General features: G+C 57.8%; 25 protein-coding genes and 1 pseudogene. 13 read left to right on the top strand and 13 right to left on the bottom strand.

Features of this window, described 5'->3' with window-relative positions:
- Positions 1-25 precede the first annotated feature (25 nt).
- The 9 genes from ACR0K4_RS05225 to guaA form a co-directional block, all read right to left on the bottom strand.
- A complete protein-coding gene (locus tag ACR0K4_RS05225) occupies positions 26-640 on the bottom strand; it encodes a TetR/AcrR family transcriptional regulator (protein ID WP_480516518.1) in 615 nt (204 codons plus the stop codon).
- 63 nt (positions 641-703) lie between these two features.
- Entirely contained in the window at positions 704-1,573 is an 870-nt protein-coding gene (ppk2, locus tag ACR0K4_RS05220; RefSeq protein ID WP_480516519.1) for a polyphosphate kinase 2, read from the bottom strand.
- Between the two features lie 49 nt (positions 1,574-1,622).
- On the bottom strand, positions 1,623-2,576 hold the full coding sequence (locus ACR0K4_RS05215; RefSeq protein ID WP_480853128.1) for an alpha/beta fold hydrolase: 954 nt from the start codon (positions 2,574-2,576) through the stop codon (positions 1,623-1,625).
- Positions 2,566-3,483 carry a homoserine O-acetyltransferase MetA gene (gene metA, locus ACR0K4_RS05210; protein WP_480853127.1) on the bottom strand — a complete coding sequence of 306 codons (918 nt, stop codon included), beginning with the start codon at positions 3,481-3,483 and terminating at the stop codon, positions 2,566-2,568. The genes ACR0K4_RS05215 and metA overlap by 11 nt, the downstream gene beginning before the upstream one ends.
- A 38-nt stretch (positions 3,484-3,521) precedes the next feature.
- Positions 3,522-4,394, bottom strand: coding sequence for an ATPase (locus ACR0K4_RS05205; protein ID WP_480853126.1), 873 nt, complete (start codon positions 4,392-4,394; stop codon positions 3,522-3,524).
- A 51-nt stretch (positions 4,395-4,445) separates the two neighbouring features.
- Positions 4,446-5,342 carry a DMT family transporter gene (locus ACR0K4_RS05200; RefSeq protein WP_480516527.1) on the bottom strand — a complete coding sequence of 299 codons (897 nt, stop codon included), beginning with the start codon at positions 5,340-5,342 and terminating at the stop codon, positions 4,446-4,448.
- A 103-nt stretch (positions 5,343-5,445) separates the two neighbouring features.
- The gene (locus ACR0K4_RS05195) at positions 5,446-6,603 is read right to left on the bottom strand and encodes an OmpP1/FadL family transporter (RefSeq protein ID WP_480516529.1); all 1,158 of its coding nucleotides are present in this window, start codon (positions 6,601-6,603) and stop codon (positions 5,446-5,448) included.
- A 116-nt stretch (positions 6,604-6,719) separates the two neighbouring features.
- The gene (locus tag ACR0K4_RS05190; protein ID WP_480853125.1) at positions 6,720-7,625 is read right to left on the bottom strand and encodes a DMT family transporter; all 906 of its coding nucleotides are present in this window, start codon (positions 7,623-7,625) and stop codon (positions 6,720-6,722) included.
- Positions 7,626-7,721: 96 nt separating this feature from the next.
- Entirely contained in the window at positions 7,722-9,281 is a 1,560-nt protein-coding gene (gene guaA / locus ACR0K4_RS05185) for a glutamine-hydrolyzing GMP synthase (protein WP_480853124.1), read from the bottom strand.
- Between the two features lie 90 nt (positions 9,282-9,371).
- Between guaA and ACR0K4_RS05180 the strand changes: the two genes are divergently transcribed.
- Complete coding sequence (locus ACR0K4_RS05180) at positions 9,372-9,812, top strand: GNAT family N-acetyltransferase (protein WP_480516535.1); 441 nt, start codon at positions 9,372-9,374, stop codon at positions 9,810-9,812.
- 112 nt (positions 9,813-9,924) lie between these two features.
- On the top strand, positions 9,925-11,469 hold the full coding sequence (locus ACR0K4_RS05175) for a trimethylamine methyltransferase family protein (protein WP_480516537.1): 1,545 nt from the start codon (positions 9,925-9,927) through the stop codon (positions 11,467-11,469).
- Here the strand turns inward: ACR0K4_RS05175 and ACR0K4_RS05170 are convergent, their stop codons facing one another.
- Positions 11,470-11,769, bottom strand: coding sequence for a DUF6477 family protein (locus ACR0K4_RS05170; protein ID WP_480853123.1), 300 nt, complete (start codon positions 11,767-11,769; stop codon positions 11,470-11,472).
- Positions 11,770-12,009: 240 nt separating this feature from the next.
- Here ACR0K4_RS05170 and ACR0K4_RS05165 point away from each other — a divergent pair, with 240 nt between their 5' ends.
- The 4 genes from ACR0K4_RS05165 to ACR0K4_RS05150 all read left to right on the top strand — a co-directional run bounded on the left by ACR0K4_RS05165 (position 12,010) and on the right by ACR0K4_RS05150 (position 16,477).
- A complete protein-coding gene (locus ACR0K4_RS05165) occupies positions 12,010-13,125 on the top strand; it encodes a DUF6456 domain-containing protein (protein ID WP_480853122.1) in 1,116 nt (371 codons plus the stop codon).
- Between the two features lie 48 nt (positions 13,126-13,173).
- Positions 13,174-14,109, top strand: a complete 936-nt coding sequence (locus tag ACR0K4_RS05160; protein WP_480853121.1) for a LysR substrate-binding domain-containing protein — start codon at positions 13,174-13,176, stop codon at positions 14,107-14,109.
- Positions 14,110-14,381: 272 nt separating this feature from the next.
- The gene (gene lipA, locus ACR0K4_RS05155; protein WP_480516546.1) at positions 14,382-15,332 is read left to right on the top strand and encodes a lipoyl synthase; all 951 of its coding nucleotides are present in this window, start codon (positions 14,382-14,384) and stop codon (positions 15,330-15,332) included.
- Positions 15,329-16,477 (top strand): amidohydrolase, encoded by a 1,149-nt coding sequence (locus tag ACR0K4_RS05150; RefSeq protein WP_480853120.1) that lies wholly within the window; start codon positions 15,329-15,331, stop codon positions 16,475-16,477. The genes lipA and ACR0K4_RS05150 overlap by 4 nt, the downstream gene beginning before the upstream one ends.
- Before the next feature lie 163 nt (positions 16,478-16,640).
- Here ACR0K4_RS05150 and hpt read toward each other — a convergent pair whose 3' ends face one another.
- Positions 16,641-17,183: a hypoxanthine phosphoribosyltransferase gene (gene hpt, locus ACR0K4_RS05145; protein ID WP_480516550.1), complete on the bottom strand. Its 543-nt coding sequence runs from the start codon at positions 17,181-17,183 to the stop codon at positions 16,641-16,643.
- A 74-nt stretch (positions 17,184-17,257) separates the two neighbouring features.
- Here hpt and ACR0K4_RS05140 point away from each other — a divergent pair, with 74 nt between their 5' ends.
- Entirely contained in the window at positions 17,258-17,704 is a 447-nt protein-coding gene (locus ACR0K4_RS05140; RefSeq protein WP_480853119.1) for a type II toxin-antitoxin system RatA family toxin, read from the top strand.
- A gap of 37 nt (positions 17,705-17,741) precedes the next feature.
- The gene (locus ACR0K4_RS05135; RefSeq protein WP_480853118.1) at positions 17,742-19,037 is read left to right on the top strand and encodes an MmgE/PrpD family protein; all 1,296 of its coding nucleotides are present in this window, start codon (positions 17,742-17,744) and stop codon (positions 19,035-19,037) included.
- On the opposite strand, the gene pyrC is transcribed toward ACR0K4_RS05135, so the two are convergent.
- Positions 19,034-20,071 carry a dihydroorotase gene (gene pyrC, locus ACR0K4_RS05130; protein ID WP_480853117.1) on the bottom strand — a complete coding sequence of 346 codons (1,038 nt, stop codon included), beginning with the start codon at positions 20,069-20,071 and terminating at the stop codon, positions 19,034-19,036. The two genes, ACR0K4_RS05135 and pyrC, sit on opposite strands and share 4 nt — an antisense overlap.
- A 153-nt stretch (positions 20,072-20,224) precedes the next feature.
- Between pyrC and ACR0K4_RS05125 the strand changes: the two genes are divergently transcribed.
- Together ACR0K4_RS05125 and ACR0K4_RS05120 are read left to right on the top strand one after the other, a co-directional pair.
- Positions 20,225-21,133, top strand: a complete 909-nt coding sequence (locus ACR0K4_RS05125; protein ID WP_480853116.1) for an AAA family ATPase — start codon at positions 20,225-20,227, stop codon at positions 21,131-21,133.
- A gap of 58 nt (positions 21,134-21,191) precedes the next feature.
- The gene (locus tag ACR0K4_RS05120; RefSeq protein WP_480853115.1) at positions 21,192-22,451 is read left to right on the top strand and encodes a vWA domain-containing protein; all 1,260 of its coding nucleotides are present in this window, start codon (positions 21,192-21,194) and stop codon (positions 22,449-22,451) included.
- On the opposite strand, the gene ACR0K4_RS05115 is transcribed toward ACR0K4_RS05120, so the two are convergent.
- Entirely contained in the window at positions 22,452-22,952 is a 501-nt protein-coding gene (locus ACR0K4_RS05115; protein WP_480516561.1) for a hypothetical protein, read from the bottom strand.
- Between the two features lie 208 nt (positions 22,953-23,160).
- Between ACR0K4_RS05115 and ACR0K4_RS05110 the strand changes: the two genes are divergently transcribed.
- The 3 genes and pseudogenes from ACR0K4_RS05110 to ACR0K4_RS05100 all read left to right on the top strand — a co-directional run.
- Complete coding sequence (locus ACR0K4_RS05110; RefSeq protein ID WP_480853114.1) at positions 23,161-24,129, top strand: XdhC family protein; 969 nt, start codon at positions 23,161-23,163, stop codon at positions 24,127-24,129.
- The gene (locus ACR0K4_RS05105; RefSeq protein WP_480853113.1) at positions 24,126-25,130 is read left to right on the top strand and encodes a molybdopterin-binding protein; all 1,005 of its coding nucleotides are present in this window, start codon (positions 24,126-24,128) and stop codon (positions 25,128-25,130) included. Before ACR0K4_RS05110 ends, ACR0K4_RS05105 begins: the two co-directional genes overlap by 4 nt.
- A 118-nt stretch (positions 25,131-25,248) precedes the next feature.
- Positions 25,249-25,351: pseudogene (locus ACR0K4_RS05100) on the top strand ((2Fe-2S)-binding protein); the annotation flags it as partial.

The following is a 25,351-nucleotide window of genomic DNA, read 5'->3' as shown; positions in this document are numbered from 1 at the left end:
AGACGCTGAAACGCGTCTGTTGCGATCAGTCGTCCTGTGCAACCAGCCCTAATCCCCGCAGGTAAATGCCGATACCGGATTCCAGCAGGTCTTCGGGCGGGAAGGGCGACGTCGCACCGGTGTTGCGGGCATATAGTTCTACCACACCATGGCTCATGGCCCAGATATGGGCGCTGAACATGGATGCCGGTGGGCGTTTTTCCGGCGGGATATGCTGCGACAGGTCCGAGGCCGCTTTCTCAAGAACCTGCTTGGCGCGGTTGGCGGCCAGGGCGAGTTCGGGCGTACGGTTCACCGAGATACCACTTTCGAACATCGCGATGTAATGCCCGGGATGCTTGCGCGCGAAGGCCAGATAGGCCCGACCCGTCGCTTCGAACGCCGCAAGGGCCGAGGGTTGGCCCTTGTCATAGGCATATTGCATCAGATCAGCGAACATCTCGAAACCCTGTCGCGCAGCCTCGGCAATCAGGTCCTCGCGCCCGTGATAATGGCGATAGACAGCCGCTGGCGTGACACCAGCGGTTTTGGCTGCTTCTGACAGGGTGAACCCCGTTGGCCCTTTTTCTTCGATCAAAGACAGCGCAGCTTCGATCAACGCCTGCTTCAGATTTCCATGGTGATAGCCGCGCTTGGTCATGCAGGTCTCGGGCCCGTTTGATGATCTGATCGGGGACGAGCTAGACAGTACGTTTCGGTCACCCTACGCATCCCAAATATCCGGCCCGCCGCAGATTTCAGGGTCAGGCTGCCCAACCGCCTTGGCGTCTTTCTCGTCATAATCCACGGCGCTTAGAACCGTGCGGATCGCGGCCAGACGGGCCCGTTTCTTGTCGTCTGAACGCACGATTGTCCAAGGACATAAATCGGTATGCGTACGGGTCAGGGTTTCGTGGATCGAGTCGGTATACTCGTCCCACTTATGCAACCCAGCAACATCAATCGGGCTGAGCTTCCACTGTTTCAGCGGATCGGTCTCGCGCGCCAGAAAGCGGTTCAATTGTTCTGCCCGACCAACGTTGAGCCAAAATTTGAAAAGCAGGATTCCGTCATTTACAAACCCGGTTTCCAAAGGCAGAACCTGACGAAAAAAACGCTCACGTTCCTTTGTGGTGCAAAAGCCAAAGACATTTTCGACAACGCCCCGATTGTACCAGCTGCGATCAAAAAACACGACTTCGCCCGCCGAAGGCAGATGCTGTATGTATCGCTGGAAGTACCATTGGCTGCTTTCCGCATCCGACGGTTTGCTCAGCGCGACATTGCGCGCGCCCCTTGGGTTCAGGTTTTCCCGAAAGCGTTTGATCGTGCCACCTTTTCCGGCGGCATCCCGGCCTTCGAACAGAATTGCAACCCGTTTGCCCGAGGCTTTGACCCAGGACTGCATCTTGACCAGTTCGATCTGCAGCGCCTCCATCTGCGCCAGATAGTCCTTGGTCTTCATCTTATCGGAATAGGGATATGAAGGATTTAGGATTTCGCCTTTCTTGGCATCTTCAATCGCGGTTCGGATCGCTTTGGGCGCGTCCTTCTGAAAGTAGGCCTCAATCGCGCCTTTTTCTGAACGGGTCATGTCCGGCCTCGTCATAAAATCCATAACTTACTATGGATTACCGATGGGTTTAACGCAAACCCGCGCGTTCGGCGGCGCGTTGGATGGCCGCTGCGACCTCGGGGGCCGCCACGACCTGTGGCATATGCCCGATCCCGTCCAACTCGATCAGCTCGGCGCCCTGAATTTGTTCCAGTAGCTTGGGCACATGCCAGTCCAGTTTGACAGTCGTATCCGCATTTCCGAAAACGATCTCGGTCGGCACTGAAATTTCGCTGTACCGTGGTTGCAGTTCGGTCACTTCGTCCAGCAGGTTGGCCCGCTGCTTGGCGTTGGCGTGCATGGAGGCGCGTCGCATGGTCAGACCCGGTCCGAAATGTTCGGAATAACCTTCAGGCGCCCTTTGCGGGGCAAACACGCGGTCCAAAGCCTTGTCCACGTACCAATCCGGTACAAACGCGCCAATCAGGGGCAGGGCGAAGGCGTTGCCGGCGCCCGTTGATGCAATGGAATTGAACCCGTCCAGCGGGGTCTCCCAGGGGATCGCCGCTGGTGCGATAAGCACCAGGGCCGAGATATTGTCGGGTCGCGTCACGGCCCAGGCCAGAGACACCGAACCACCGTAACTCTGACCGGCTACAATCGGCTTGTCAGCCCCAAGCTGGGCTGCTGCCTTCTGCAGAATGTCTGCTTGTTCGACAATAGTTTCGCCCTCGGGGTTGAAGCTTTCGGAATAGCCCAAACCGGGGCGGTCGAAGACGATCACCCGGAAATTCTCGGCGAGTATCGGAGCCAGCGCGAAAGTCATATCCCGCGTATTGCCGCTGGAGCCGTGAATCAGAACCACATCGGGGCCTTCGCCCATCACCACCGCGTGAACGGCGACGCCATCGACCTGCAATATCTCGCCCTCAGGCGGAAAGGCGGCCTCGGCCCGGGATTCGCGCTGGCGGTTTTGCCACACCACCACGACCGCCAGGCCAAAAAGGAAGACACATAACGATATCAGAATTTTACCGGCCAACTTTATCCATCTCAAATGGTGTGGACTGATAGATAGCGTTGATCCAGTTGCCGTAAAGAAGGTGGGCATGACTGCGCCACCGGTTTTGCGGCTCGCGGTTTGGGTCATCATCCGGATAATAGTTCATTGGAACGTTTATCGGCGTGCCGTTGCTGATGTCCCTATCATATTCCTGTTTCAGCGTGTCGCTGTCATATTCGAAATGGTTGAAGATATAGAGCGCACGGTGCGCCGTGTCTTGGACCAGACAGGGGCCGACCTCATCACTGCCCAGTAGGGTGGTCAGACCCGGGGCTGCATCAATCTCGGCCTGCTTCATCTCGGTCCAGCGGCTGACGGGGATAACGCAGTCATCGGAAAATCCACGCAGAAACGGAGAGGCCGGATCCAGATTCTGGTGCCGGAAACACCCAAAAGCCTTGGCGTCCAGCATATGCTTTTTTACACCGTGGAAGTGATTGATCATGGCCATGCCACCCCAACACACACCTAAGGTCGAATGCACGTTTGTCTGTGTCCAATCAAAGACTTCGCTGATTTCATCCCAATAGGTGACATTGGAAAATTCCAGATGCTCGATCGGAGCGCCGGTAATGATCAGGCCGTCGAATTTCTGATCCTTGACCTCCTGGAACGGGTGATAGAATTCGGCCATGTGTTCGGCAGCAGTGTTCTTGGTCTGGTGTTCGGTCATCCGGATCAAGGACAGCTCGATCTGCAGCGGGGTTGCACCGATTAGTCGGGCGAACTGGTTCTCGGTCTGGATTTTCTTGGGCATCAGATTCAACAAACCGATCCGCAGGGGGCGGATATCCTGCCGGGCCGCCTGATCTTCGGCCATGACCATAACGCCTTCCTGCGTCAGGACGTCAAAGGCAGGCAGGTCGGAAGGAATCTTGATGGGCATGAGAACACGCTGCTGAGTATATGAATGAATTCTGGAACTTAGGCGCGGTTTGCACGGTGCTCAAGGGTTTGTTCGATCAACTCATCGAAATCCCCCGCATCGCGCACTTTTGCAATGTCGTTTGCCGTGACTTTCACGCCCCAGTTTTCTGCCATAGCGGCATATCGCGGCTTCCTGTGGTTCAGCGCCCGTGAATAGGTCCAGCGAATGAAAGCGTCGGGGTCGACCTCATGCGCGGCGCATCCGTTTTCGGCCAGATAGCCGTCCCAGGCCGTGGTCAGAAACTCGGCCTGATAGGACATCGGCTTTGGGGCTCTGTCGAAACGTCGGATCAATTCCTCTGTATGTGCCTCATCGCCTTCGATCCAGATCATCAATGTGTGGCGCGAAAGCTCTGAAAGGACCTGATCGTTTGGATCGTTCGGTTCGACCCATTCACAGATCGATCCCCCGGTGTCGCAGATGAAATTCGGATATTTGTAAAGCCGTTCGGCACGGTCGATGAAGTACTTCGTGTCCAACAACGCATGAATCTCGGCCAGGCGGAACTGTTCCTGACGGTTGCGGTACTCGGCAATTTCCAGACCGCCTTGATCCGGGTTTCCCGGTTTGCCCAGATAGGCGGAAACGGGGGTCAGGTTCTCGAACGAGATGTTCGAACCGATATAAATTGAATCTGACAGCAGAAGCTCGCGCAGAAACGGCACCTTCATCGCCTCGGCCTTGGCGTTGTCGGTGATGTATTCCCCCATATAACGCGTGCCGATACGGTAATCGATGGAGTAGTGAAACCAGTTCCCGGAATCGCGCAGGATATTGGACATATAGGTTTTACCCAGTCCGGACATGCCGAAAAACAGCACTTTTTTGCGCGCCGCGTCGCGCCAGTCCTTTGCCGAGTTGTAGATCATAATCCGCCATTCCTTGCTTTTTGCCCTAGCTAAATCGGGCAGGCCGTGTCGTCAATCACGGCGCCCGTATCGGCTGAGAATAAGCAGCCCGAGGGCCAGAATGGCAAAACCCAGGTAAGCATATGAGGGTAGCGTTTCGTTGCGGATCAACGCACCCAAAACGATGGCAACCGGTGGGATGATCAGCGTGACCAGCAGCAGATTGCCACTGCCCGCCCTGACCAGAACTCGGTAATACAGCAGATAGGCCCCGGCTGTTGCGATCAGAGAATAGTAAGCGATCGCGACCCAGGTTTTGAAGGGTAAGACCAGATCAGGTGGGCCATCGATCATCAGGGTGATCGGCACCATCATCACTGCCGAGGTGGTCAGCATTCCGGCCGCCGCAACTTGGGGCGCGAGCCCGGACAGGTGGCGACGGGCCCAAACTGCGGCCAGTGCATAGCTGACGGTGCCAGCGAGGATGGCGATCTGCGCCAGACTGCTCGGGTTGAATTCCGTGAATTGACGCAGACCGATGACGATGGACACGCCCAGAAACCCCAACCCGACCCCCGTCAGACGAGACAGGGTCAGTCTTTCATCCTTGAAGAAAAGCGCTGCCAGCAGTACGCCGAAAATTGCCGTCGCCGCGTTCAGGATCGAAGTCAGACCCGTAGAAACGAATAGCTGCCCCCATGCCATAAGCGAAAACGGCAGAACGTTGTTCAAAAGCCCCATAACCAGAAATGCGCCCCAGATTTGAGGTGTGATGGGGATTTTCTGCCCCTGAATCCAAATCACCATCCACAGCGCCAGTGACGCCCAGAACACCCTGTGAAAAACCGAGGTCATGACGGGGATATCATCCAGTGCGATGCGAATGGCCAGAAACGAGGCACCCCAGATGACGCCGAGCAAAACAAGTTCGAACCAGACGCGGCGGGATAGGGCAATCGGAGTGTTCATGAGACCGTCTTTTCAGACTATCAGGTTTGACGCGACCCGAAACATGCGAAAAGCCCCGCCGACGGTGGCAGGGCTTTTGCAATTTGAAAGTTATGCTGCGCGTTTAGTTCAGCGCGTATGTGATCTGAATGCCGACGCTCCAGGCTTCGTTGCCGCTGAACTCGGCGCCCTGGTTTGTGGTGGCGTCGCCAATATCGGTGTAGCGAATACCGCCAGAAATCTGCGCATTTTCAAGCGAGTAGGTCCCGCCGACCCCAAAGCTCCAGAAACCGTCGGTCGGGCCGAGGTCCGACACGGTCGAACCTTCGGAGGTTTCATACCCGACCGTAAAGGCACCGGCGAATGCATCGGTAAACTGATAGCCCATACCCAGCGAGTATGTGAACGTGTCGTCATCATAGTCGACGAGGTTGGTGCCGGTGATACGGAAAAACTCCGGAGGCTGCACGACCGTCTGAGGCCAATCCACCCAGCGAACCGAGCCGAAAACCAAGGTGCGCGGTGCGACGCCGGTCTGAAAATCCAGGTTGATCGACTGCGGTGTTTCCACCTCGGTCGTTGTGCGAACATTCTGCCTCTGGACCGATGTCGGAACTGGTCCGATGCCCGGTATCACGATGATGCCTGCAGGATCGTCAAATGATTCACGCGCCCGAATGTCATGCGTGATTTTCGAGTTATAAACCAGCGAAACGCGCGCGGCGATTTCCGGCTTTTCCCATGCGACACCGATCAGGTAACCAAAGTCGACCTCGGCGTCGGCATCAAATTCATAACCGGTGGCCGCGGGCACGGTTACGTTGGAATCCACACGCTGCGCCCGAATGCCGCCGATAGCGCTGAACCCGTTGTCGAACTTGTAGCGGAATACCGCTGACAACGCATCAACATCCGCCTCTGCTGCCAGCACACCGGGTCGCCCCCCAATAGCAGCCAACGGGTTTTGAGAGAGCGGGTAATTCGCGCCATAAGATACGTCCGCGCCAAAGGGCTGGTCATAAATCAGGGCGAAATCCAGTTTATCGGTCAGCGCACGTTTGTATCCAAGGCCCGGCGAAAAGAAGTTCTCGGTGACGTTGCCCGAATCTACGCCGCCCAGTGTCCCGCTGACGTCCGGTGTCGTGTATCCAAGGCTGAATTGAACCGCTGATCCTTCTTCGAAGATCAGGTTGATTCCCTGCCCGCTGCGATCAAGCCCCCCGGCTTGCGCAGCTGTTGCCCCAGCACACAACGCGCAAGCGCTCAATAGCGCTTTCCTCATTTCCTTCTCCCTTTACCTGTCCACCTGCCCAGACATTCACGCTCGTGAATGCTCAAGCGAGTTCCCGGGTTGTTACTCGCGCAATTGTTAATTTACCGTCAACCGGTGACGGCGCGTTACTTATGTGCAGGGTGGTTGGAAAGTGTTGCTAAACTGTTACGATTCTCGGCGCGAACATTCAAAAAGATACCTGAGAAGATCACGGCAGCCCCAATGAGCGTCCATTGGTCCAGCGGCTCGTGATAGAGAATCATCCCGACAACGGCAATTGTCGGCAGGCGAGCAAAGTCGAACGGCACCACCACAGTGGCTGGGGCGATGGCCAACGCGTTGGTGATACAGAAATGCGCCAGCAGTCCCGCCAGACCCACGAGCAGCAAATAGGGGGCCGTGCTCGGATTCGGCAAGGTGATCTGACCATCCAGCCCGGCAGCCGCCAGTCCCATGAACGATTGCATCACCGTCAGCCAGAACAGGATGCAACCCGTGCTGGCAAATCTGGTCAGTGATTTTGTCGAGATCGTCGTGAGGGCGAAAAAGATCGCCGACATGGCCGCTGTCATGACACCCAGACTTATCGGTGCCGCGCCTGGACGCGCGACGATCAGAATGCCGGCGAACCCTATTACGGCCGATGCAAGCCGCACCGCGGTGAGCCGTTCACCTAAGAACAGCGGCGAGAGCAAGATAACCCATAGAGGGCTTGTGAATTCCAGCGCAAAGACCTGCGCAAGGGGGATCACGCTGACTGCGTAGAACCACAGGTTTTGACCGGTAAAGTGAAGGATGTTGCGGACGCCATGAAGGCCCAGACGCTGGGTAGACACCTGATTCCATTTACCGCTGAGGGTCAAAACCAATGAGACGACACAGACTCCAACAAGACTGCGGAAGAACATGATTTCAAAGGTGTCATGGGTCACGCTCAGCTCGCGCCCGGCAACGGCCATGGACGAAAACGAGGCAATGGCCCCTGTCATCCAAAGCGCGGCCTTGCCGATTTGCGTTTTGCCGCTGTCCATGATCGCCCTTGTAAAGATTGCGTCTTAACCCGCTGAACTAGAACGAGTATTGCCTGCGCTGTAAACAAAAAAGCCGGGTCTTGGCCCAGCTTGGTTTCATTCCCATTCGATCGTTCCGGGAGGTTTCGACGTGATGTCATAGGTGCATCGGTTGATGCCTTTGACTTCGTTGATGATGCGTGTGGCGGTCTCGCCCAGAAATTCGTGACTGAAAGGGTAATAATCCGCTGTCATCCCATCCACAGAGGTCACCGCGCGCAGGGCACATGCGTAGTCATAGGTGCGGCCGTCGCCCATGACACCGACCGTGCGGACGGGCAGGATCGCGACAAATGCCTGCCAGATGTCATCATACAAACCATGTTTGCGAATCTGGTCGATGTAAACGGCATCGGCTTCGCGCAGGATTTCGAGCTTTTCGCGAGTGATTTCGCCGGGGCAACGGATTGCAAGGCCGGGGCCGGGGAAGGGGTGCCGACCGATGAAGCTTTGGGGCAGGCCCAGTTCACGGCCCAAGGCGCGGACCTCATCCTTGAACAGCTCGCGCAAGGGTTCGACCAGTTTCAGGCCCATCTTTTCCGGCAGACCGCCCACATTGTGGTGCGATTTGATCGTGACCGAGGGGCCGCCGGAAAAGGATACGGATTCAATCACATCCGGGTACAGCGTGCCTTGTGCCAGAAACTCGGAGCCCTCGATGGTGTCGGCGTGTTTCTGGAATACGTCGATGAACAGCTTGCCGATAATCTTGCGTTTGGTCTCGGGGTCGGACTGGCCGTCCAACTCGCCCAGAAACAGCTCGCTTTCATCGGCGTGGATTAGCTGGATGTTGTAATTGTCGCGGAACATGCCGACGACTTCCTGCGCCTCGTTCTTGCGCAGCAGGCCGTGGTCGACGAACACGCAAGTCAACTGATCACCGATCGCCTCATGGATCAGAATCGCCGCCACCGAGCTGTCGACGCCGCCGGACAGGCCGCAGATCACTTTCTTATCGCCGACCTGTTCACGGATCTTGCGGATCATCTCGTCGCGGTAAGCGCCCATCGTCCAATCACCGGCAAAACCCGCGAGTTTGACAAAGTTCTCATACAGTTTCGCGCCTTTGGGGGTGTGGTGCACCTCGGGGTGGAACTGGACCGCGTAGAAGTGGCGCGAGGGGTCTGCGGTGATCGCGAAGGGCGCGTTGGGCGAGGTGCCGAAAACCTCAAATCCCGGCGCGATTTCGCTGACATGATCGCCATGGCTCATCCAGACCTGTTCGTCGCCCTCTGCGAACCAGCCGTCCAGAATATCGAGGCCGGATTGAGGGGTGACAAAAGCCCGGCCAAACTCGGCCGTGCCGTGGCCGCTTTCCACCTTGCCGCCCAATTGATGCATCATCACCTGCTGACCGTAGCAGATGCCCAGGATCGGGACGCCGAAATCGAAGATTTCCTGCGGTGCTCGGGGCGAACCTTCGCGGGTGACACTGTCGGGCCCGCCCGAGAAAATGACAGCCTTGGGCGCCATCTGGCGCACAAAGTCCATCGTGACGTTCTGATAGGGGTGGATTTCGCAATAAACATTCAGCTCGCGCAGACGGCGGGCAATCAGCTGGGTTACCTGGCTGCCGAAGTCGATGATCAGAAGGCGGTCATGGGTGTCTTGGGTCATGCTTGGCTATTAGGTCGCAAGCCTTGCTTGTGCAAGCGGAATGACGTCAAATAAGCCATTGTATTCGGCAATTTTGGGGGGAATCACTAAATGGCCGAAGTGGGTATTAGACCGGCCAGGGTTCAGGACACAGATGCGATCCGCGACTGTATTTCCAGCGCATACGCATCCTTTGCAAAAGATATTCCGGACTTACCGGACGTTACGGATGGCATTCGCGAGGACATCGAAGCCCGCGACGTCTTTGTTGCCGAACAGGACGGTCGTATTCTGGGTGTGGTCGTGTTCGGTGAAACCCTTGAGGCCCTAATGGTTTTCAACCTTGCGATTGCGCCTCATGCGCAGGGGCAGGGCCTGGCACGCGCGTTGATGAACGAGGCCGAGGCATCCGCCGCAAATGTTGGTCTGTCCCTTCTGCGGCTGCGAACGCATCGTCTGATGACGAAAACCCGCCACATGTACCAGCATCTGGGATGGCAAGAACGTGATGTGGTTGAAAACACTGTATTGATGGAAAAGTATGTCGATTAGCGACCTGACCGTGTTCATGTCGCTTTTCCCCCTATTTCGCCGTAAATTACCGGTCGGCGGGCGACCATTCCTGTAGCTACATATAAAATCAACCAACCAACGGGATTTTCTCATGGCAGAGGCAAACACCCGGCGCCGGGCGCGTGGTGGCGGCGGTGCCGCCCGCCGGGCCGAGCGCACCGCGGTCCGTATCGAAACCGCAAAATACATCGAACGCAACATTCCGAATTTCGAAGTCCTTAACGAAGAGGCTTTGGAGATCATCGAAACCAACGCGGAAACCGTGCTGGCGGAAGTAGGTGTCAACTTTGTCGACAATCCTGCCGCGTTGGAACGTTGGCGGGATGCTGGGGCCGATGTAGATGGCGAGCGTGTACGTCTGCCGCGCGGTCTGGCGCGTGAGTTGATCAAGACTGCTCCCAGCCAGTTTACCCAGCACGCCCGGAACCCCGAAAAATCGGTGGTGATCGGTGGCCGCAATCTGGTGTTGGCTCCGGTTTACGGCCCGCCATTCGTAAGGGATGCGCAAGGTGGCCGTCGCTATGCGACGATGGATGATTTCAATAAGTTCGTAAAACTGGCTTATATGTCCAAGTGGCTGCACCACTCGGGCGGCACGGTATGCGAGCCCACGGACATCCCGGTGAACAAACGTCACCTGGACATGCTGTTGGCGCATATGACGCTGTCGGACAAACCGTTCATGGGCTCGGTGACCGATCCCAGTCGGGCGCAGGATTCGATTGAGATGTGCGAGATTCTGTTCGGCAAAGAGTTCGTGCAGGAAAACACCGTCATGACCTCGTTGACCAACATCAACTCGCCGATGACCTTCGATGATGTGATGATGGGCTCGCTTGAAGTCTATGCGAAGAACAATCAGGCCTGCATCATCTCGCCCTTCATCGTCGGCGGCGCGATGGCACCGGTTTCGGTGGCTGGTACGTTGACGCAGGTTCTGGCCGAGGTGATGGCCGGTGTAGCCTACAGCCAGATCATTCGCCCGGGCGCTCCGGCAATCTTTGGGGCATTTGTTTCTTCGATCGACATGAATTCTGGTGCGCCGACCTTCGGCACACCCGAAGCGTCTCTGGTAACCTATGGGGCCGGACAATTGGCGCGTCGGCTCGGGCTTCCGTTCCGGTCTGCCGGTTCCTTCTGCGGTTCGAAACTGCCAGACGCGCAGGCGGCTTATGAAACTGCGAACTCGCTGAACATGGGTTTGATGGCGGGCGTGAACTTCATGCTGCATTCTTGTGGATGGCTCGAAGGCGGTCTTGTGGCCGATTTCGAAAAGTTTGTCATGGATGCCGATCAGCTGGGTGTGTTGCACGGGCTGGCCAAAGGTGTGCCCTACGACGAAAACGGACAGGCGATGGACGCGATCCGCGAGGTCGGCCCCGGCGGGCATTATCTGGGATGCGCTCACACTCAGGCGAACTTTAAAGACGCATTCTGGAAATCCGAGATGCTGGACTACAAACCCTTTGAGACTTGGGAAGAAGAAGGTGCGCGCGATACGCGAACCCTGGCCACGTCTCGGGTCGAGCATCTGTTGGCAAATTACCAGCAGCCGCAGATCGATCCTGATATCAAGACGGCGCTTGATGAGTATGTCGCGGCGAAAAAGGCATCCATGCCGGATGCCTTCACCTGATCACTGATACCGCTTGGCGCGGCTGGCCTGAAACAGCTGCGCCTCGCCGACCAGCGCGATCAAAAGATCAAGATGCCGAACCAAAGAGTATCCGGCATCTTCTTCTTCCCGCTGGGAATTGATCTCTCGCTCGAGATCCATCAACCGCATCAATGCGGCACCCGGACCCGGCAACCCGCCATATCCCAGAATACGCTGTAGGTGACGGTCCCTGTTGTAATCGCGCGCTCCGATTTTTGCGGCGCGGGTCAACAGGCGCGGGCGTTTCAGGGCGGTGACCATGGTCATGAGATCCTGCACAGGGCTTTCCTTTCGTTCACAACGTGTTGTCTTAGTTGTGACACAACCTTAGCGGGTGTTGCCCTATTTGCTTTCGCGCCGAACTATGGTTTCACCACTGTTTATCTTTTTTAATCGATTCTGCTCTCCACCGTCCGTCATTAACGAACGAGTAACAAAACCGGCTCTAGTTAGGTTTGGTTAACCAAGATTCCGACGGCGGACATGGACAAATTGTGTAGTCGACGAGGGCGAAAGACGATGAACAACAGCGTGGCATTTAACGTTCCGACATGGGTCCCGGAAGGAGCGCAGCGGTATCTGGATCATACCGAATCCGGTCGTTCGATCCGCGATATTGCCCGGTCTGCGGGATGCCATGCCTCGACAATCCTCAGACAGATCCGCAAGATCGAATTGCGTCGGGATGATCCGCTGGTCGATGCCGCGCTACAGGCTCTGGCAGCGGATCATACCCCGGTACAGGATGGCGCGATGTACCCCGATGCGGGCCGTTTTGCCAGTCCCGGAGGGGGTGAGGCGCAGGAAGCGGATGCTTTCAACGACAAAGCGTTGCGTGTCTTGCGCCGGCTTTGTGAAACCGGGGCTGTACTGGCTGTGGCCGAGGATATGGACAAAGCCGTTGTGGTGCGTGACAGCGGCGAAAAGCAAGCCACGAAAACAGCTGTGGTCGAATGTACGCTGGCGCAGGCCCTTGCCTTGAACGACTGGATCACCTGCGACAAACCCGGCCGGATTTCACGGTACCGTATTTCGTCGGCAGGTCGGGCGGCGCTGGGACATCTGATTGCCGAGGCGGAAAACCGGGCGCGGGCGCAAAGCGAATTCGGTATGGCCGAGGCGCAGGCATCCTTCACCTCGTTCGCGGCCAAACCCGACAGCGCGGCAGTCGCACAAAAGCGACCGTTGCGGATGCGTTATAGCGCGTCCGAGAGCCCTCTGATTGCGCTTGCACGCCGGAAGGACCGGGATGGTACGCCGTTTCTGGATGAAACGCTTGTGAGGGCAGGCGAGCGCTTGCGCGAGGATTTTGAACTGGCGCAGATCGGCCCGCAGGTGACACAAAACTGGGAACGGTTTCTGACCGGCGGCGGTCGCGCGGGCTTCGCGCCCGATTCTGGGTTCGGCAAGGGCGCGTCCGGCGCGCGCGACCGAGTTGCCCGCGCGCTTGCGGATCTGGGGCCGGGTCTCAGTGATGTGGCATTGCGGTGCTGCTGCTATCTTGAAGGGCTGGAACTTGCGGAAAAGCGCATGGGTTGGTCGGCCCGGTCTGGCAAGATTGTGCTGCGTATCGCATTGCAACGGCTAAAGCGGCATTACGAAGAACAGACGGAAAAAGACCGTTTGATTGGTTAAATCATAAATAAAACTTGCGGCTTTGAAATTTGGCAATAACTTGAGATTATGAACTTTTCTCTCAGGCAATTGCAGTATTTCAAAGCCGTGGCCGAACAACGCAATTTCGGTCGTGCAGCGCAGGTATGCCACGTGTCTCAGCCTGCGCTGTCGGTTCAGATCAAAGCGCTGGAGGACATCATGGGCGGGACCCTGTTCGAACGGCAGGCCCGCGACATTCTGCTAACCCCGCTCGGGCGCGATGTTTTGGAGCGGGCACATCAGGTTTTGGACGCTGCAGGGAAACTGGATCGCTTTGCAAAGGACCATTCCGAGGGGCACAGGTCGCTGTCCATCGGAATTATCCCGACTGTGGCCCCTTATTTGCTGCCCGGAGTTCTGGCAGGTCTTCGGGCCGGTGACGTGTCCTTGCGCGTGTCTATCCGTGAGGCCAGAACAGAACACCTTCTGATGCTGCTGCACACGGGTGAGGTTGACGCAGCTGTTCTGGCCCTGCCGTCTGGCGAGAACGCGTTGTACGAAGAGCCTCTGTTTCAAGACCACTTCCTGCTGGCTGGCAACCAGTCCCGGCTTGACCGCCTGACCGTTGGCCCCGATTCCCTGCGGCCTGTCGATCTGAAGGATGTTCAGTTGATGTTGCTGGAAGACGGTCATTGCCTGACAGATCAGGCGCTGGAGGTGTGCGGTCAGGAAAGAACCAGCGGTCAGATCAATATGGGTGCGTCGTCACTGGGAACCTTGTCGCGGCTCGTGGCCGAGGGCTTCGGTTTGACGCTTATGCCCGAACTGGCGTCCCGCGCGGAATCCGAGGCCGTGCCGGGGCTTAGATTGTTGCGCTTCGACGCGCCGCAGCCGTCGCGAACAATCGGGCTTGTACGGCGGACCTCGACCAGCGGGGATGAGTGGTTCGAACGTCTGGCAGAAGTCATCCGAACAGTGGGTGAAGGCATTGTTGCCGAGAGCCGCCGGAAAGTTGCGTCTTAAAACTGCGATCTTTCGCAATCGGCCCATTATAAGCATGAAACTGTCTGTGCCACCAAAGCGACCGTTTTCCTAGCACAGGGTTTACGCCTCTATTTGCTCAGAGGGACGGGCTTCAAAAGGGATTTTAAACAGACAATTACGCGCTTTCATGCGGTCGCATCGGCAATATCCTGTGGGGGCTGCGCATAGCGGCTATGCGCCACAGGTCTAGAGAGGGAACATGGATTATGTTACAGGCAATCCAAATTGACCCAAAGTCAGGAACCCCGCCCGTGCGTGATTTGAAGATCCCCGAACAAAGACACCCTGAAAAGGCACATCGGCCCGACAATTCGCAGCCGAAAAAGCCCAAATGGATTCGGGTCAAAGCACCGGGTGGAAAAGGCTATGCGGACACGCACAAGATCATGCGGGAAAACGGTCTTGTGACCGTGTGCGAAGAGGCGGGCTGCCCCAATGTCGGCGAATGCTGGAGCCAGGGCCACGCCACCATGATGATCATGGGCGAGATTTGTACCCGGGGTTGCACCTTCTGTAATATCGCTACCGGTCGCCCCGACGCACTGGATGCATTCGAACCGGGGCGGGTCGCGCATGCCGTTGAAAAGCTGGGTCTGAACCATGTGGTCATCACGTCGGTGGACCGGGACGATCTGGCCGATGGCGGGGCCGAGCATTTTGCTCAGACGATCCGTGCGGTGCGTCACAGGTCGCCGAAAACCACGATTGAGATTTTGACGCCTGATTTCCTGAAATGCGATCCGTCGGTTGTGGAAACAGTGGTCGAAGCCAAGCCTGACGTGTTCAATCATAATCTTGAAACTGTTCCGGGGTTGTATCCTCAGGTACGGCCCGGCGCGCGGTATTTCCACTCGTTGCGTCTGTTGCAGCGTGTCAAGGAAATGGATCCGTCGATCTTCACCAAATCCGGCATCATGGTCGGGCTGGGTGAGGATGAACAGGCCGTGCGGCAGGTGATGGATGACATGCGCGCTGCGGATATCGATTTCCTGACGATTGGTCAGTATCTGCAGCCAACGCCAAAACACCACGGGGTCGACCGCTTTGTCACCCCCGAAGAATTCGCGTCTTATGAAAAGTCGGCCTATGGCAAAGGCTTCCTGATGGTGTCGGCAACCCCGTTGACGCGGTCCTCGTACCACGCGGGCGATGATTTTGCCCGCCTTCGCGAGGCGCGCCAGAAGAAACTGAGTTTGGGGTGACCCCTGACGTTCTGAACCAACTGACGGAGCTGCGCCACGCGTTGCACCGGGTGCCGGAAATCTCGGGGCAGGAAAGAGACACCGCAGCCAGAATTGCGCAGGAGTTGCGCGCTTGTAACCCCGACAAGGTTTTGACGGGCATCGGTGGACATGGGGTTGCGGCCATCTATGACAGCGGTGTGCCCGGACCAACGATTGGCATCCGGTGCGAACTGGACGGCTTGCCGATTCAGGAGATCAACATAGTTCCCTATGCCTCGGAAAATCCCGGCAAAGGCCACCTTTGCGGGCATGACGGGCATATGGTCATGGTGCTTGGTGTGGCGCGCGCCTTGGGCCGGAACAGACCGTCGCGCGGGCGCATTTTGTTGATCTTCCAACCGGCCGAGGAAACCGGACAGGGTGCGGCTGCGTTCCGTGCCGACCCACAGTTTCAGGAACTGGCCCCGGATTACGTGTTCTCGTTGCACAACTTGCCTGGGCTGGATCTGGGACAGGTTGCGTTATGTCGGGGACCCGCCAATTGTGCGTCTCGCGGGATGCGGATCGAGATGCAGGGCAAGACCTCACACGCGGCTGCGCCTCAGGACGGGCTGTCTCCGGCCAGGGCGTTGACAACTTTGATTCCGGTTTTGGATGGTTTGGGACTGGGCGGGGATCTGGATGAGGGCTATGCGCTGACCACTGTGACTCACGCCAGTCTGGGCGAAGCCACGTTTGGCATCGCGCCCGGTTACGCCCAGCTTTGGGTGACACTGCGCACGGTCTCGGATCAGCGTATGGCACGGCTTGTTACGGATGCAGAAGCTGCCGTAACCAAGATCTGTGACGCAGAAGGGCTGGGGGTGGCGATTACCTATGACGATATCTTCGAGGCATGCACAAACAATGAGGATGCGGGGGACATCCTGCAACAAGCCTGTGCAGGGCAGGGCGTACCCTGTCAGTTCAGCCTCGAGCCGCAGCGGTTTTCCGAGGATTTCGGACAGTTCGGAAAAAGCGCAAAAACCGCCATGTTCTGGCTGGGCGCGGGGCGGGATCATCCGCAATTGCACAATCCCGATTATGATTTCCCCGACGTACTGATTCCGATTGGCACTGGGGTATTTCTGAACGCGATAGAGATCGCGCTGCTCAAGGCTTGAACCGGGTCCATTCCCCGGTTGCCCAGTCAGGCCACCACCCCATGTATTCGATTGCTCCGATTCCCAGACAAACCGCGATGACCGAAAACACGAAGACCACCCGTCTGGTTGAAGGCGGGTTCCTGGCCCATTGGGACATGCGCAAAAGATGTCGGGGATTCATTTAACCCTCGGTGAAGCGAACCTTGCCTATATATGGCAGGTTGCGATTGCGTTGGGCATAGTCGATGCCATACCCCACAACAAATTCATCCGGAATTTCAAACCCGATCCAGTCTGATCTGAAATCAACTTCTCGCCGGCTGGGTTTGTCCAGCAGTGCGATGGATTTCAACCGCTTGGGTTCGCGACTACGCAGCAGGTTGGTAACGTGGTTCAGTGTATGACCGGTATCGACGATATCTTCGACAACCAACACATCGCGCCCTTCAATTGCACCACGCAAGTCTTTGAGAATGCGAACTTCGCGGCTGCTCTCCATGGAATCACCGTACGAAGACGCCTCAAGGAAATCGACTTCGATCGGCAAGTCCAGTTCGCGTACCAGATCGGCGATGAACACAAAGCTTCCGCGCAAAAGACCCACCACAACCAGTTTGTCGGTTGCGTCAAATTCGTCCGTAATCTCGCGACACAGCTCTTCGATCCGGGCGGCGATGGCTTTGGCCGAGATCATCTCGTCTATCACATATGCGCGGTCGGTCATCACTGCCCCCTTGATCTTTGGCGCGCAACATACGACATGACGCGCCATTGTCACCTGTAAATACCCAAGTCATCATGCCGACGCACTCCGAAACCCGACACCTGCCATATACCGCTCAGCAGATGTACGATCTGGTGGGTGATGTTGGGAAATACCCGGACTTCCTGCCGTGGTGCGCGGCAGCGCGCGTGCGTCGCACCTATGTTGACGGCGATGCAAAGGTGATGGAGGCCGATCTGGTCATTTCGTTCAAAGTCTTCCGCGAACGGTTCGGCAGTCGGGTCACTCTGTTTGACGGCCAAAAGCGGATCGATACCGAATATCTCGACGGCCCGTTCAAATACATGAAATCTGATTGGCATTTCGAAGACGCGGCGGATGGCGGCTGCGACGTCTCATTCCATGTTGATTTCGAATTCAAGAATGCGGTTCTGCAAGGCATCATCGGGGTCGTGTTCAACGAGGCGATGCACAGGATCGTCAAGGCGTTCGAAGCTCGCGCGGCGGATTTGTACAGCTAAGTCTTTACCCTGATCGGTCGCGCGCTAGACTGCGGTCATGGCCGAATTTACCTCTGCACTTGCCCGCTTTGCTTCGGGTCCGATTTCGACGACGAAACAGGCGCGGATGATCGCGTCGCTCTCAGTTCTGGATTGGCTGGCGGTTGGGCGCGCGGGGGCGGCGGAACCTGTCTCATCCATTGTGCGCGACATGGTCGCAGCCGAAGGCGGTGCGGGACAGGCTCATCTGTTCGGCGGCGGTGTTGCCCCGTTGCGTGGTGCTGCACTGGTCAACGGCACTGTGTCTCATGCTTTGGACTATGATGACACGCATTTTGCGCATATCGGCCATCCATCGGTGGCAATTCTGCCTGCCGCCTTGGCCCTGAGTGAATGGGATGAACGCATTCTGGTGGATTTCCTCGAGGCAGCGCTGATCGGGATGGAAGCCTCGATCCGTGTGGGCCTGTGGTTGGGGCGCGATCACTATCAGGGTGGTTTTCACCAGACGGCCACCGCAGGTGCTTGCGGTGCGACACTTGCGGCGGGTCGCATCCTTGGGTTCGATGCCGATCAGATGCAAAAGGCGCTGGGGCTTGTCGCCACCCGCGCCTCGGGCTTGAAGGCCCAGTTTGGCACGATGGGCAAACCTTACAACGCGGGCCTTGCCGCGTCGAACGGGGTCGAGGCCGCGCTTTTGGTGTCACGGGGGTTCGAACCCAATCCGGATGCTCTGGAAGGTCCCTACGGTTTTGCCGCCACGCATATGGGTGCCGCCGACAATGCCACGGCCTTGGAAGGGCTTGGGGATGAGTGGCTGTTCGAACGCGTCAGCCACAAATTCCACGCCTGTTGTCATGGTTTGCACGCCGCGCTTGAAGCCGCCCGTGAATTGGATATCGCGGAACCGGAAGTGGCCGAGATCAAGATCAGGACTCATCCGCGCTGGATGAGCGTGTGCAATCAGCTGTCTCCTGCAACCGGGCTCGGCGCCAAATTTTCTTATCGCACCGTTATCGCGATGCAGGCGCTTGGATATGACACGGCGTTGCCCGGCAACTTTTCCGCAAAAAACTGCGGTGATCCACGTCTGCAATCCCTGCGTGATCGGGTCAGGGTCGAGCAAGACGAGACATTATCGGAAACACAGTCCAATCTGACCGTGCTGCGCCGCGACGGTGCGCGGCTGGAGGCGACGCATGACCTGCTTGCCCCCATAAGCCTGCCGGATCGCGAAGACCGTGTGCGCGGAAAGGCCGCCAAACTCATCGGGAAGGACGAGGCCGACGAAATCTGGTCGATGCTACGCACCGGCGGCCATACCAGCGATCTGGCCTTAAAGCTGAGCGGCTAGCTTACGCGCCAATGCAGCGGAAAGCCGGGGTCAAACACTGTCACCGGTCCCTCGCCGGTGTCGATCTTGTCGGGATAGTTCACCGGGTCGCCCTTGATCAGAGTGATCACGTCTTCATTCACCGGCAACCCGTAGAATGCAGGCCCATTGCGCGACACAAACCCTTCCAGCTTGCCCAGCGCCCCGGCGCGATCAAACATCTCGGCGACCAGAGACATCGTGTTCGTGGCTGTAAAGCACCCGGCGCATCCACATGCCATCTCCTTGTTGGCATCGGTATGCGGCGCGCTGTCCGTCCCCAAAAAGAACCGCGCATCGCCCGAGGTGGCCGCCTCCAGCAACGCTTTGCGATGCTCTTCACGTTTGGCGACGGGCAGACAATAATAATGCGGCTTGATGCCACCGACCAGAATGTGGTTGCGATTGATGATCAGATGATGCGCCGTAATCGTTGCGCCCAGATCGGTCGCATTGGCTTTCACATAGTCGACACCGTTCGCGGTGGTGATATGTTCCATCACCACGCGCAACCCGGGCGTGGCGTTGCGGATCGGATCCAGCACACGGTCAATAAACACCGCCTCGCGGTCAAAGATATCTATCTCGGGATCGGTGACCTCACCATGCACGCACAGGGGTAGGCCGATCTCGGCCATCTTCTCAAGCACCGGGCGGACCGTATCAAAATCCCGCACACCCGAGGCCGAATTCGTCGTCGCGCCTGCCGGGTACAGCTTGACCGCAGTGATCAATCCGCTGGCATGGGCGGCGGCAACATCTTCGGCGTCTGTATCCTCGGTCAGATACAGGGTCATCAGCGGCTCGAATTTCATACCATCGGGCAGCGCAGCCATGATCCGATCGCGATAGGCGGCGGCCTGATCGCCGCGCACCACCGGGGGCACGAGGTTCGGCATGATGATCGCACGGGCAAAGTCACGGGCGGTTTCGGGCAGGACGGCCTGCAACATCGCGCCGTCGCGCAGATGCAGATGCCAGTCGTCGGGGCGGCGGATGGTCAATGTCTGGTTCATGTCATCGGGCTATCACAGCCAATCCGCTGGTGAAAACCCCGGATTTTCGCCCCAGGCCTTGTCAACTTGTCGGAACGTCGTAAGTCCGGACAAAACCACAGGCTTGACGTCCGCGCGCCGCCATGACCTGTTGAGCCCAAGGGAGAGTTCGCCATGCCGCAGCCACAGTCCATCGACGCCGTTCAGTCCATGCTGGGCACACAAGGCTATGTCTGCGGGCGGGCTCTGGCGACGGTTGTCTTCCTGTCGCTCAAACTCGGACGACCTTTGTTTCTCGAAGGCGAGGCCGGTGTCGGCAAAACTGAAATCGCCAAGGCTCTTGCCGCCGGTCTCAACCGCCGCCTGATCCGGCTGCAATGTTACGAAGGGCTCGATGCGTCCTCGGCAGTCTACGAATGGAATTTCCCGGCGCAGATGGTGGCCATCCGCACTGCCGAAGCCGCAGGAGGTGCTGACCGGACATCGCTTCAAACCGAACTCTTCTCTGATGACTTCCTGATCGAACGCCCCCTGCTGCAGGCCATGCGCGCGGACGAGAACGGAGCCCCGGTTCTGCTGATTGACGAGCTTGACCGAACGGATGAACCCTTCGAAGCCTTCCTGCTTGAAGCGCTCAGCGATTTTCAGGTCACCATCCCCGAACTCGGCACGATTGTCGCGCCCGAGGCACCCGTTGTCATCGTCACCTCAAACCGCACGCGCGAAGTGCATGATGCCCTGAAACGCCGCTGCCTCTATCATTGGGTGGACTACCCCGATTTCGACCGCGAAATCGAAATCCTGAACGCCCGCGCACCACAGGCCGCCGAAGCGCTCAGTCGGGAAGTTGTGGCCTTTGTCCAGCAACTGCGCACCGAGGACCTGTTCAAGAAACCGGGCGTGGCCGAAACAATTGACTGGGCGAAATGCCTGTTGGCGCTGGACGTGATCAACCTCAGCCCCGAAGTCATCGGCGACACGCTGGGCGCCATCCTTAAGTATCAGGACGACATCCAGAAACTGCAGGGCTCCGAAGCCAAACGCATTCTCGATCAGGCCAAAGCCGCACTCGAACCCGCGTGATGCTTCATCTTTTCAAAAATACTCCGGGGGTGTGGGGGCAGAGCCCCCACCAGATGTAATGGCCGAACAGCTTCCAATCGACATCCCCGACAATCCCAAACTGGCCCAGAACATCACGCATTTCGCCCGGGCCTTGCGAAAAGCCGGTTTACCAATCGGAACAGGACGGGTGGTCGATGCGATACGCGCGGTTCAGGCAGCAGGTTTTACGCAAAAGCGTGATTTCTACTGGACATTACATGCCTGTTTCGTGAACCGCCCCGAACATCGCACCGTGTTTGCGCAGGTCTTTCGCATGTATTGGCGCGACCCGCGTTATATGGAGCATATGATGGCCATGATGCTGCCCGCTATTCGTGGCGTGCAGGAAGAACGCAAGGCAGATGCCGCAGAAAAACGCGCGGCCGAGGCCTTGTTGGACGGTATCGAACGCGACGCGCCCAAGATCACTGAATCCGAAGGCGAAACAGAAATCGAGATTGATGCCACTCAGACCGCATCTTCCGAAGAACGTCTGCGCAATCTCGATTTCGAACAGATGAGCACGGCTGAGATGGCACAGGCCAAACATCTGCTGTCGCGCCTGTCCCTGCCGGTCAAACCCATCGACTCTCGGCGGGGGCAAGCCAGCCATCTCGGTCACCGCATTGATCGGGCGCGCACTCTGCGCGCGGCCATGCGTCAGGGCGGAGAGGTGCGAGACATTGCCCGCCAGCGCCCCAAACCGCGATGGCCCAACCTTGTTGCGTTATGCGACATTTCCGGCTCGATGAGTCAATACAGCCGCGTCATCCTGCATTTCCTGCACACGGTTTCGAATGCCAAGGGGGCGGGATGGGCTCGGGTGCATGCATTTACCTTCGGAACCCGCCTGACCAACATCACCCGACATCTGCACCAACGCGACGTCGATGCAGCCCTGGCAGCGGCAGGCGCGGAAGCTCAGGACTGGGAAGGCGGCACGCGCATTGGTGACTGCCTGCATCAGTTTAACCGGGACTGGTCGCGCAGGGTCATGGGGCAGGGGGCTGTGGTCCTGTTGATCACCGATGGTCTGGAACGCGGTGATCCCGGGCATCTTGAAAAGGAAATCGAGCGCCTGCATTTGTCCTCCCGCCGTCTGATATGGCTCAATCCGCTTCTCAGATGGGATGGGTTCGCACCCAAAGCGCAGGGTGTTGCGACCATGCTACCTCATGTGGACAGCTTCCGCGCCGGGCATTCTATCGCGTCGCTCGAAGATCTGGCGAGTGTGATCTCGCGGCCTGACGATCAGGGGCAGAAAGCGCGGCTCTTGGCCGCGCTGTCCGAGGGGTAATCACCCCAGCTGCTCTTCGTTGCACTTACGCGCCATTTCCATGGCCTTGAACGTTCCGGTCAAGTCGACGGTAAAGGCGAATTCCTTTTCGGGAAACACCACCATCACCTTTTGCTTGGCCAGGTCCTCGGCAAACTGAGGGCTGTCGGACAGGACATAGCCACCGGAATATCCTTTGGTGATGTTGCCCTTCATGCCGGTCGCTTCACCCAGATAGATGTTTTCGCCCAACAGAATGGCCACGGCTTCTGTCTCGCCCCGTTTAATGTCGGTTTCAGCCTTGGTGAAAACGCCGACATAACCGACACCGCGATCTTCGGTCAAACCCATCTGGACCACATTTTCCGAGTCGTCCACGGCTTCGATCAGGCAGGATTTCTTTTCGTTGTCAATGAATACTTTCCACCCTTCGACCTCGCCGTAGCGCAGAAAGGTGTCGGCCACAGCGGCCGTGCTGGCCAACATGCCAATTGCGGCTCCCAGTGTAAGAATGCGTTTCAACTTTTTGTCTCCGTTTTTAAATAGGCAGAGGGTTGGGTTCGGGTTATCGCCGAACATGAACACAGGCTAGAACCCGGGGCAAGAACAATCAATATTTGGTTTTGTGAATACGATATCGCGCATTTTACAACCCCGCGTGAGACTTTTGACCCGCTTTTCATCGCGCCAATCCTCCCTATGTTGAACTTCAAGAGGACCGGAGGTCTCAATGGAACGATTCGACAACAGTCCGGAAACCGCGTTGCGGTGGCACCGTGCCGGAAAAGGCGCGGCCTTAGCCACGGTGGTGCAGACCTGGGGCAGCGCCCCGCGCCGCGTCGGATCGCAACTGGCCATCTCGGGCGAGGGTCGGATCGAGGGATCGGTTTCCGGGGGATGTGTAGAAGGTGCGGTGATCGTCGAGGCGTTGGAGGTCATTGAAGAGGGCGAGGCGCGCCTGCTGGAGTTTGGGGTCAGTGACGAGGATGCCTTTGCGGTTGGTCTTGCTTGCGGCGGAACGATCCGTGTGCTGGTTGAACCGGTTGGCGGCGTGATGACCGAACCCATGTTGGCTGATCTGGTTGCCGCCCGTGCCCAACGTGAACCCATCGCTTACGAGGTCAACGTCGAAACCGGCCATCGCGCCCTGCGTCGCAATGCCTACCCTCAGCGGATGCGTATGGACCGCTCGGGCTTTGAGGAAGATGAAAAGACATTTGTGGCGGTTCACAACCCGCCCTTGCGACTGATTGTTGTCGGAGCAGTCCATATCGCGCAGGCATTGGTGCCAATGGCGCGGATAGCCGGATATGATCCAGCCATTGTCGACCCGCGCGACGCCTTTGCCTCAAGCGCGCGGTTTCCGGATCAGACGATCCTGACGGACTGGCCGGATGAGGCTGTCGCCAAGTTGGGGATGGATACCCGAACCGCCGTGGTCCTGCTGACCCATGACCCAAAACTGGACGATCCGGCGCTGCAGGCAGCGCTTGAGGCGGATGTCTTTTATATCGGCGCACTGGGATCGACGCGCACGCATGCGAAGCGGCTGGAGCGAATGAAAACCGCCGGATTTACCGATGAGCAACTGGCGCGTATTCACGGCCCGATCGGGCTCGACATTGGTGCGGCGGACCCATCTGAAATTGCGGTCGCGATTCTGGCGCAAATGACAGCTGTCCTGCGGGGTAAGGCGTGAAATTCGGACCGATCCCGATCAACCGGGCAGGTGGCTCCATCCTCGCTCATTCAATTCAGACCCGCGCGGGAAAACTGCGAAAGGGCCTGGTGTTGACGCCGGCGCATTTGGAACAGCTGGCGGCTTCGGGTTTCGACACCGTTGTTGTTGCCCGGCTGGAGCCGGGCGACACCCATGAAAACGAGGCGGCAAAGATGCTGGCCGACGCGTTGGCCCCGGATCCGGCAAAGGCCGGGTTGCGGGTGACCAAACCTTTTACCGGTCGCGTCAACTTGCTGGCCGGGGCACCGGGTGTTGCGGTTCTGGATGTCGATGCCCTGCACGCGTTCAATCAGATCAATCCGATGATTACGGTCGCTACCGTGCCGCAATATCAGCAAATGAGTGCCGGAGGGATGGTTGCCACGATCAAGATCATCTCATACGCGGTGCCGGGTAAGGATGTTCTGCGGGCTGCCCGACTGGCGCAAAGTGCGATACGTCTTGTGGTTCCGCCCCACAAGACAGCCGGGCTTGTCGTCACCGATATTCCCGGTGGGCCATCGAATGATAAAGGGATCGCATCAATGCGCGGACGTGTCGAAGCGTTGGGCATGGAGCTATGCGATGTTCAGATCGTGCCACATGAAACTCAAGCGCTGGCGCGAGCGCTTTCCGAGGTCAAGGGCGATATCGCCATGATCCTGACGGGGTCCGCGACATCCGACCCTTACGATGTGGCCCCCGAGGCGGTGCGTGCCGCAGGGGGAAGCGTAGATCGGTTCGGTATGCCCGTCGACCCGGGCAACCTGCTGTTCCTGGGTGCGCTGCCAGAGCGTCCCGTGATCGGTCTTCCGGGCTGCGCACGGGCACCTGCGCTCAACGGCGCGGATTGGGTCCTGTCGCGCGTGGCCTGCGGGATTGTTACGACCCATGCAGATATCGCAGGCATGGGAGTGGGCGGTCTTCTTAAGGAAATTCCCACGCGCCCGCAGCCTCGGGCAGGCAAGAGAAGCTCTTAATACACTCCTCGTTCCGGGCTTGGGGCGGATGGTGTCCATTTGGTAAAGTTTTCTATTCTCAAAAGAATTTTCCCGTGTTTAACTCGGGCCAAATACAAACATGAAATGGGAGGAGCTTATGGCACAGGTCTCTATGACTGTGAACGGATTATCTGTGAGCGGTGATGTTGAGGGTCGGACGTTATTGTCTGGATTTTTGCGTGATCAATTGGGTTTGACGG

The sequence above is a fragment of the Ruegeria sp. K11 genome, from assembly GCF_056531905.1.
The sequence above is the reverse complement of the archived record's forward strand: the minus strand, read 5'-3'. Positions and strand labels throughout refer to the sequence as shown.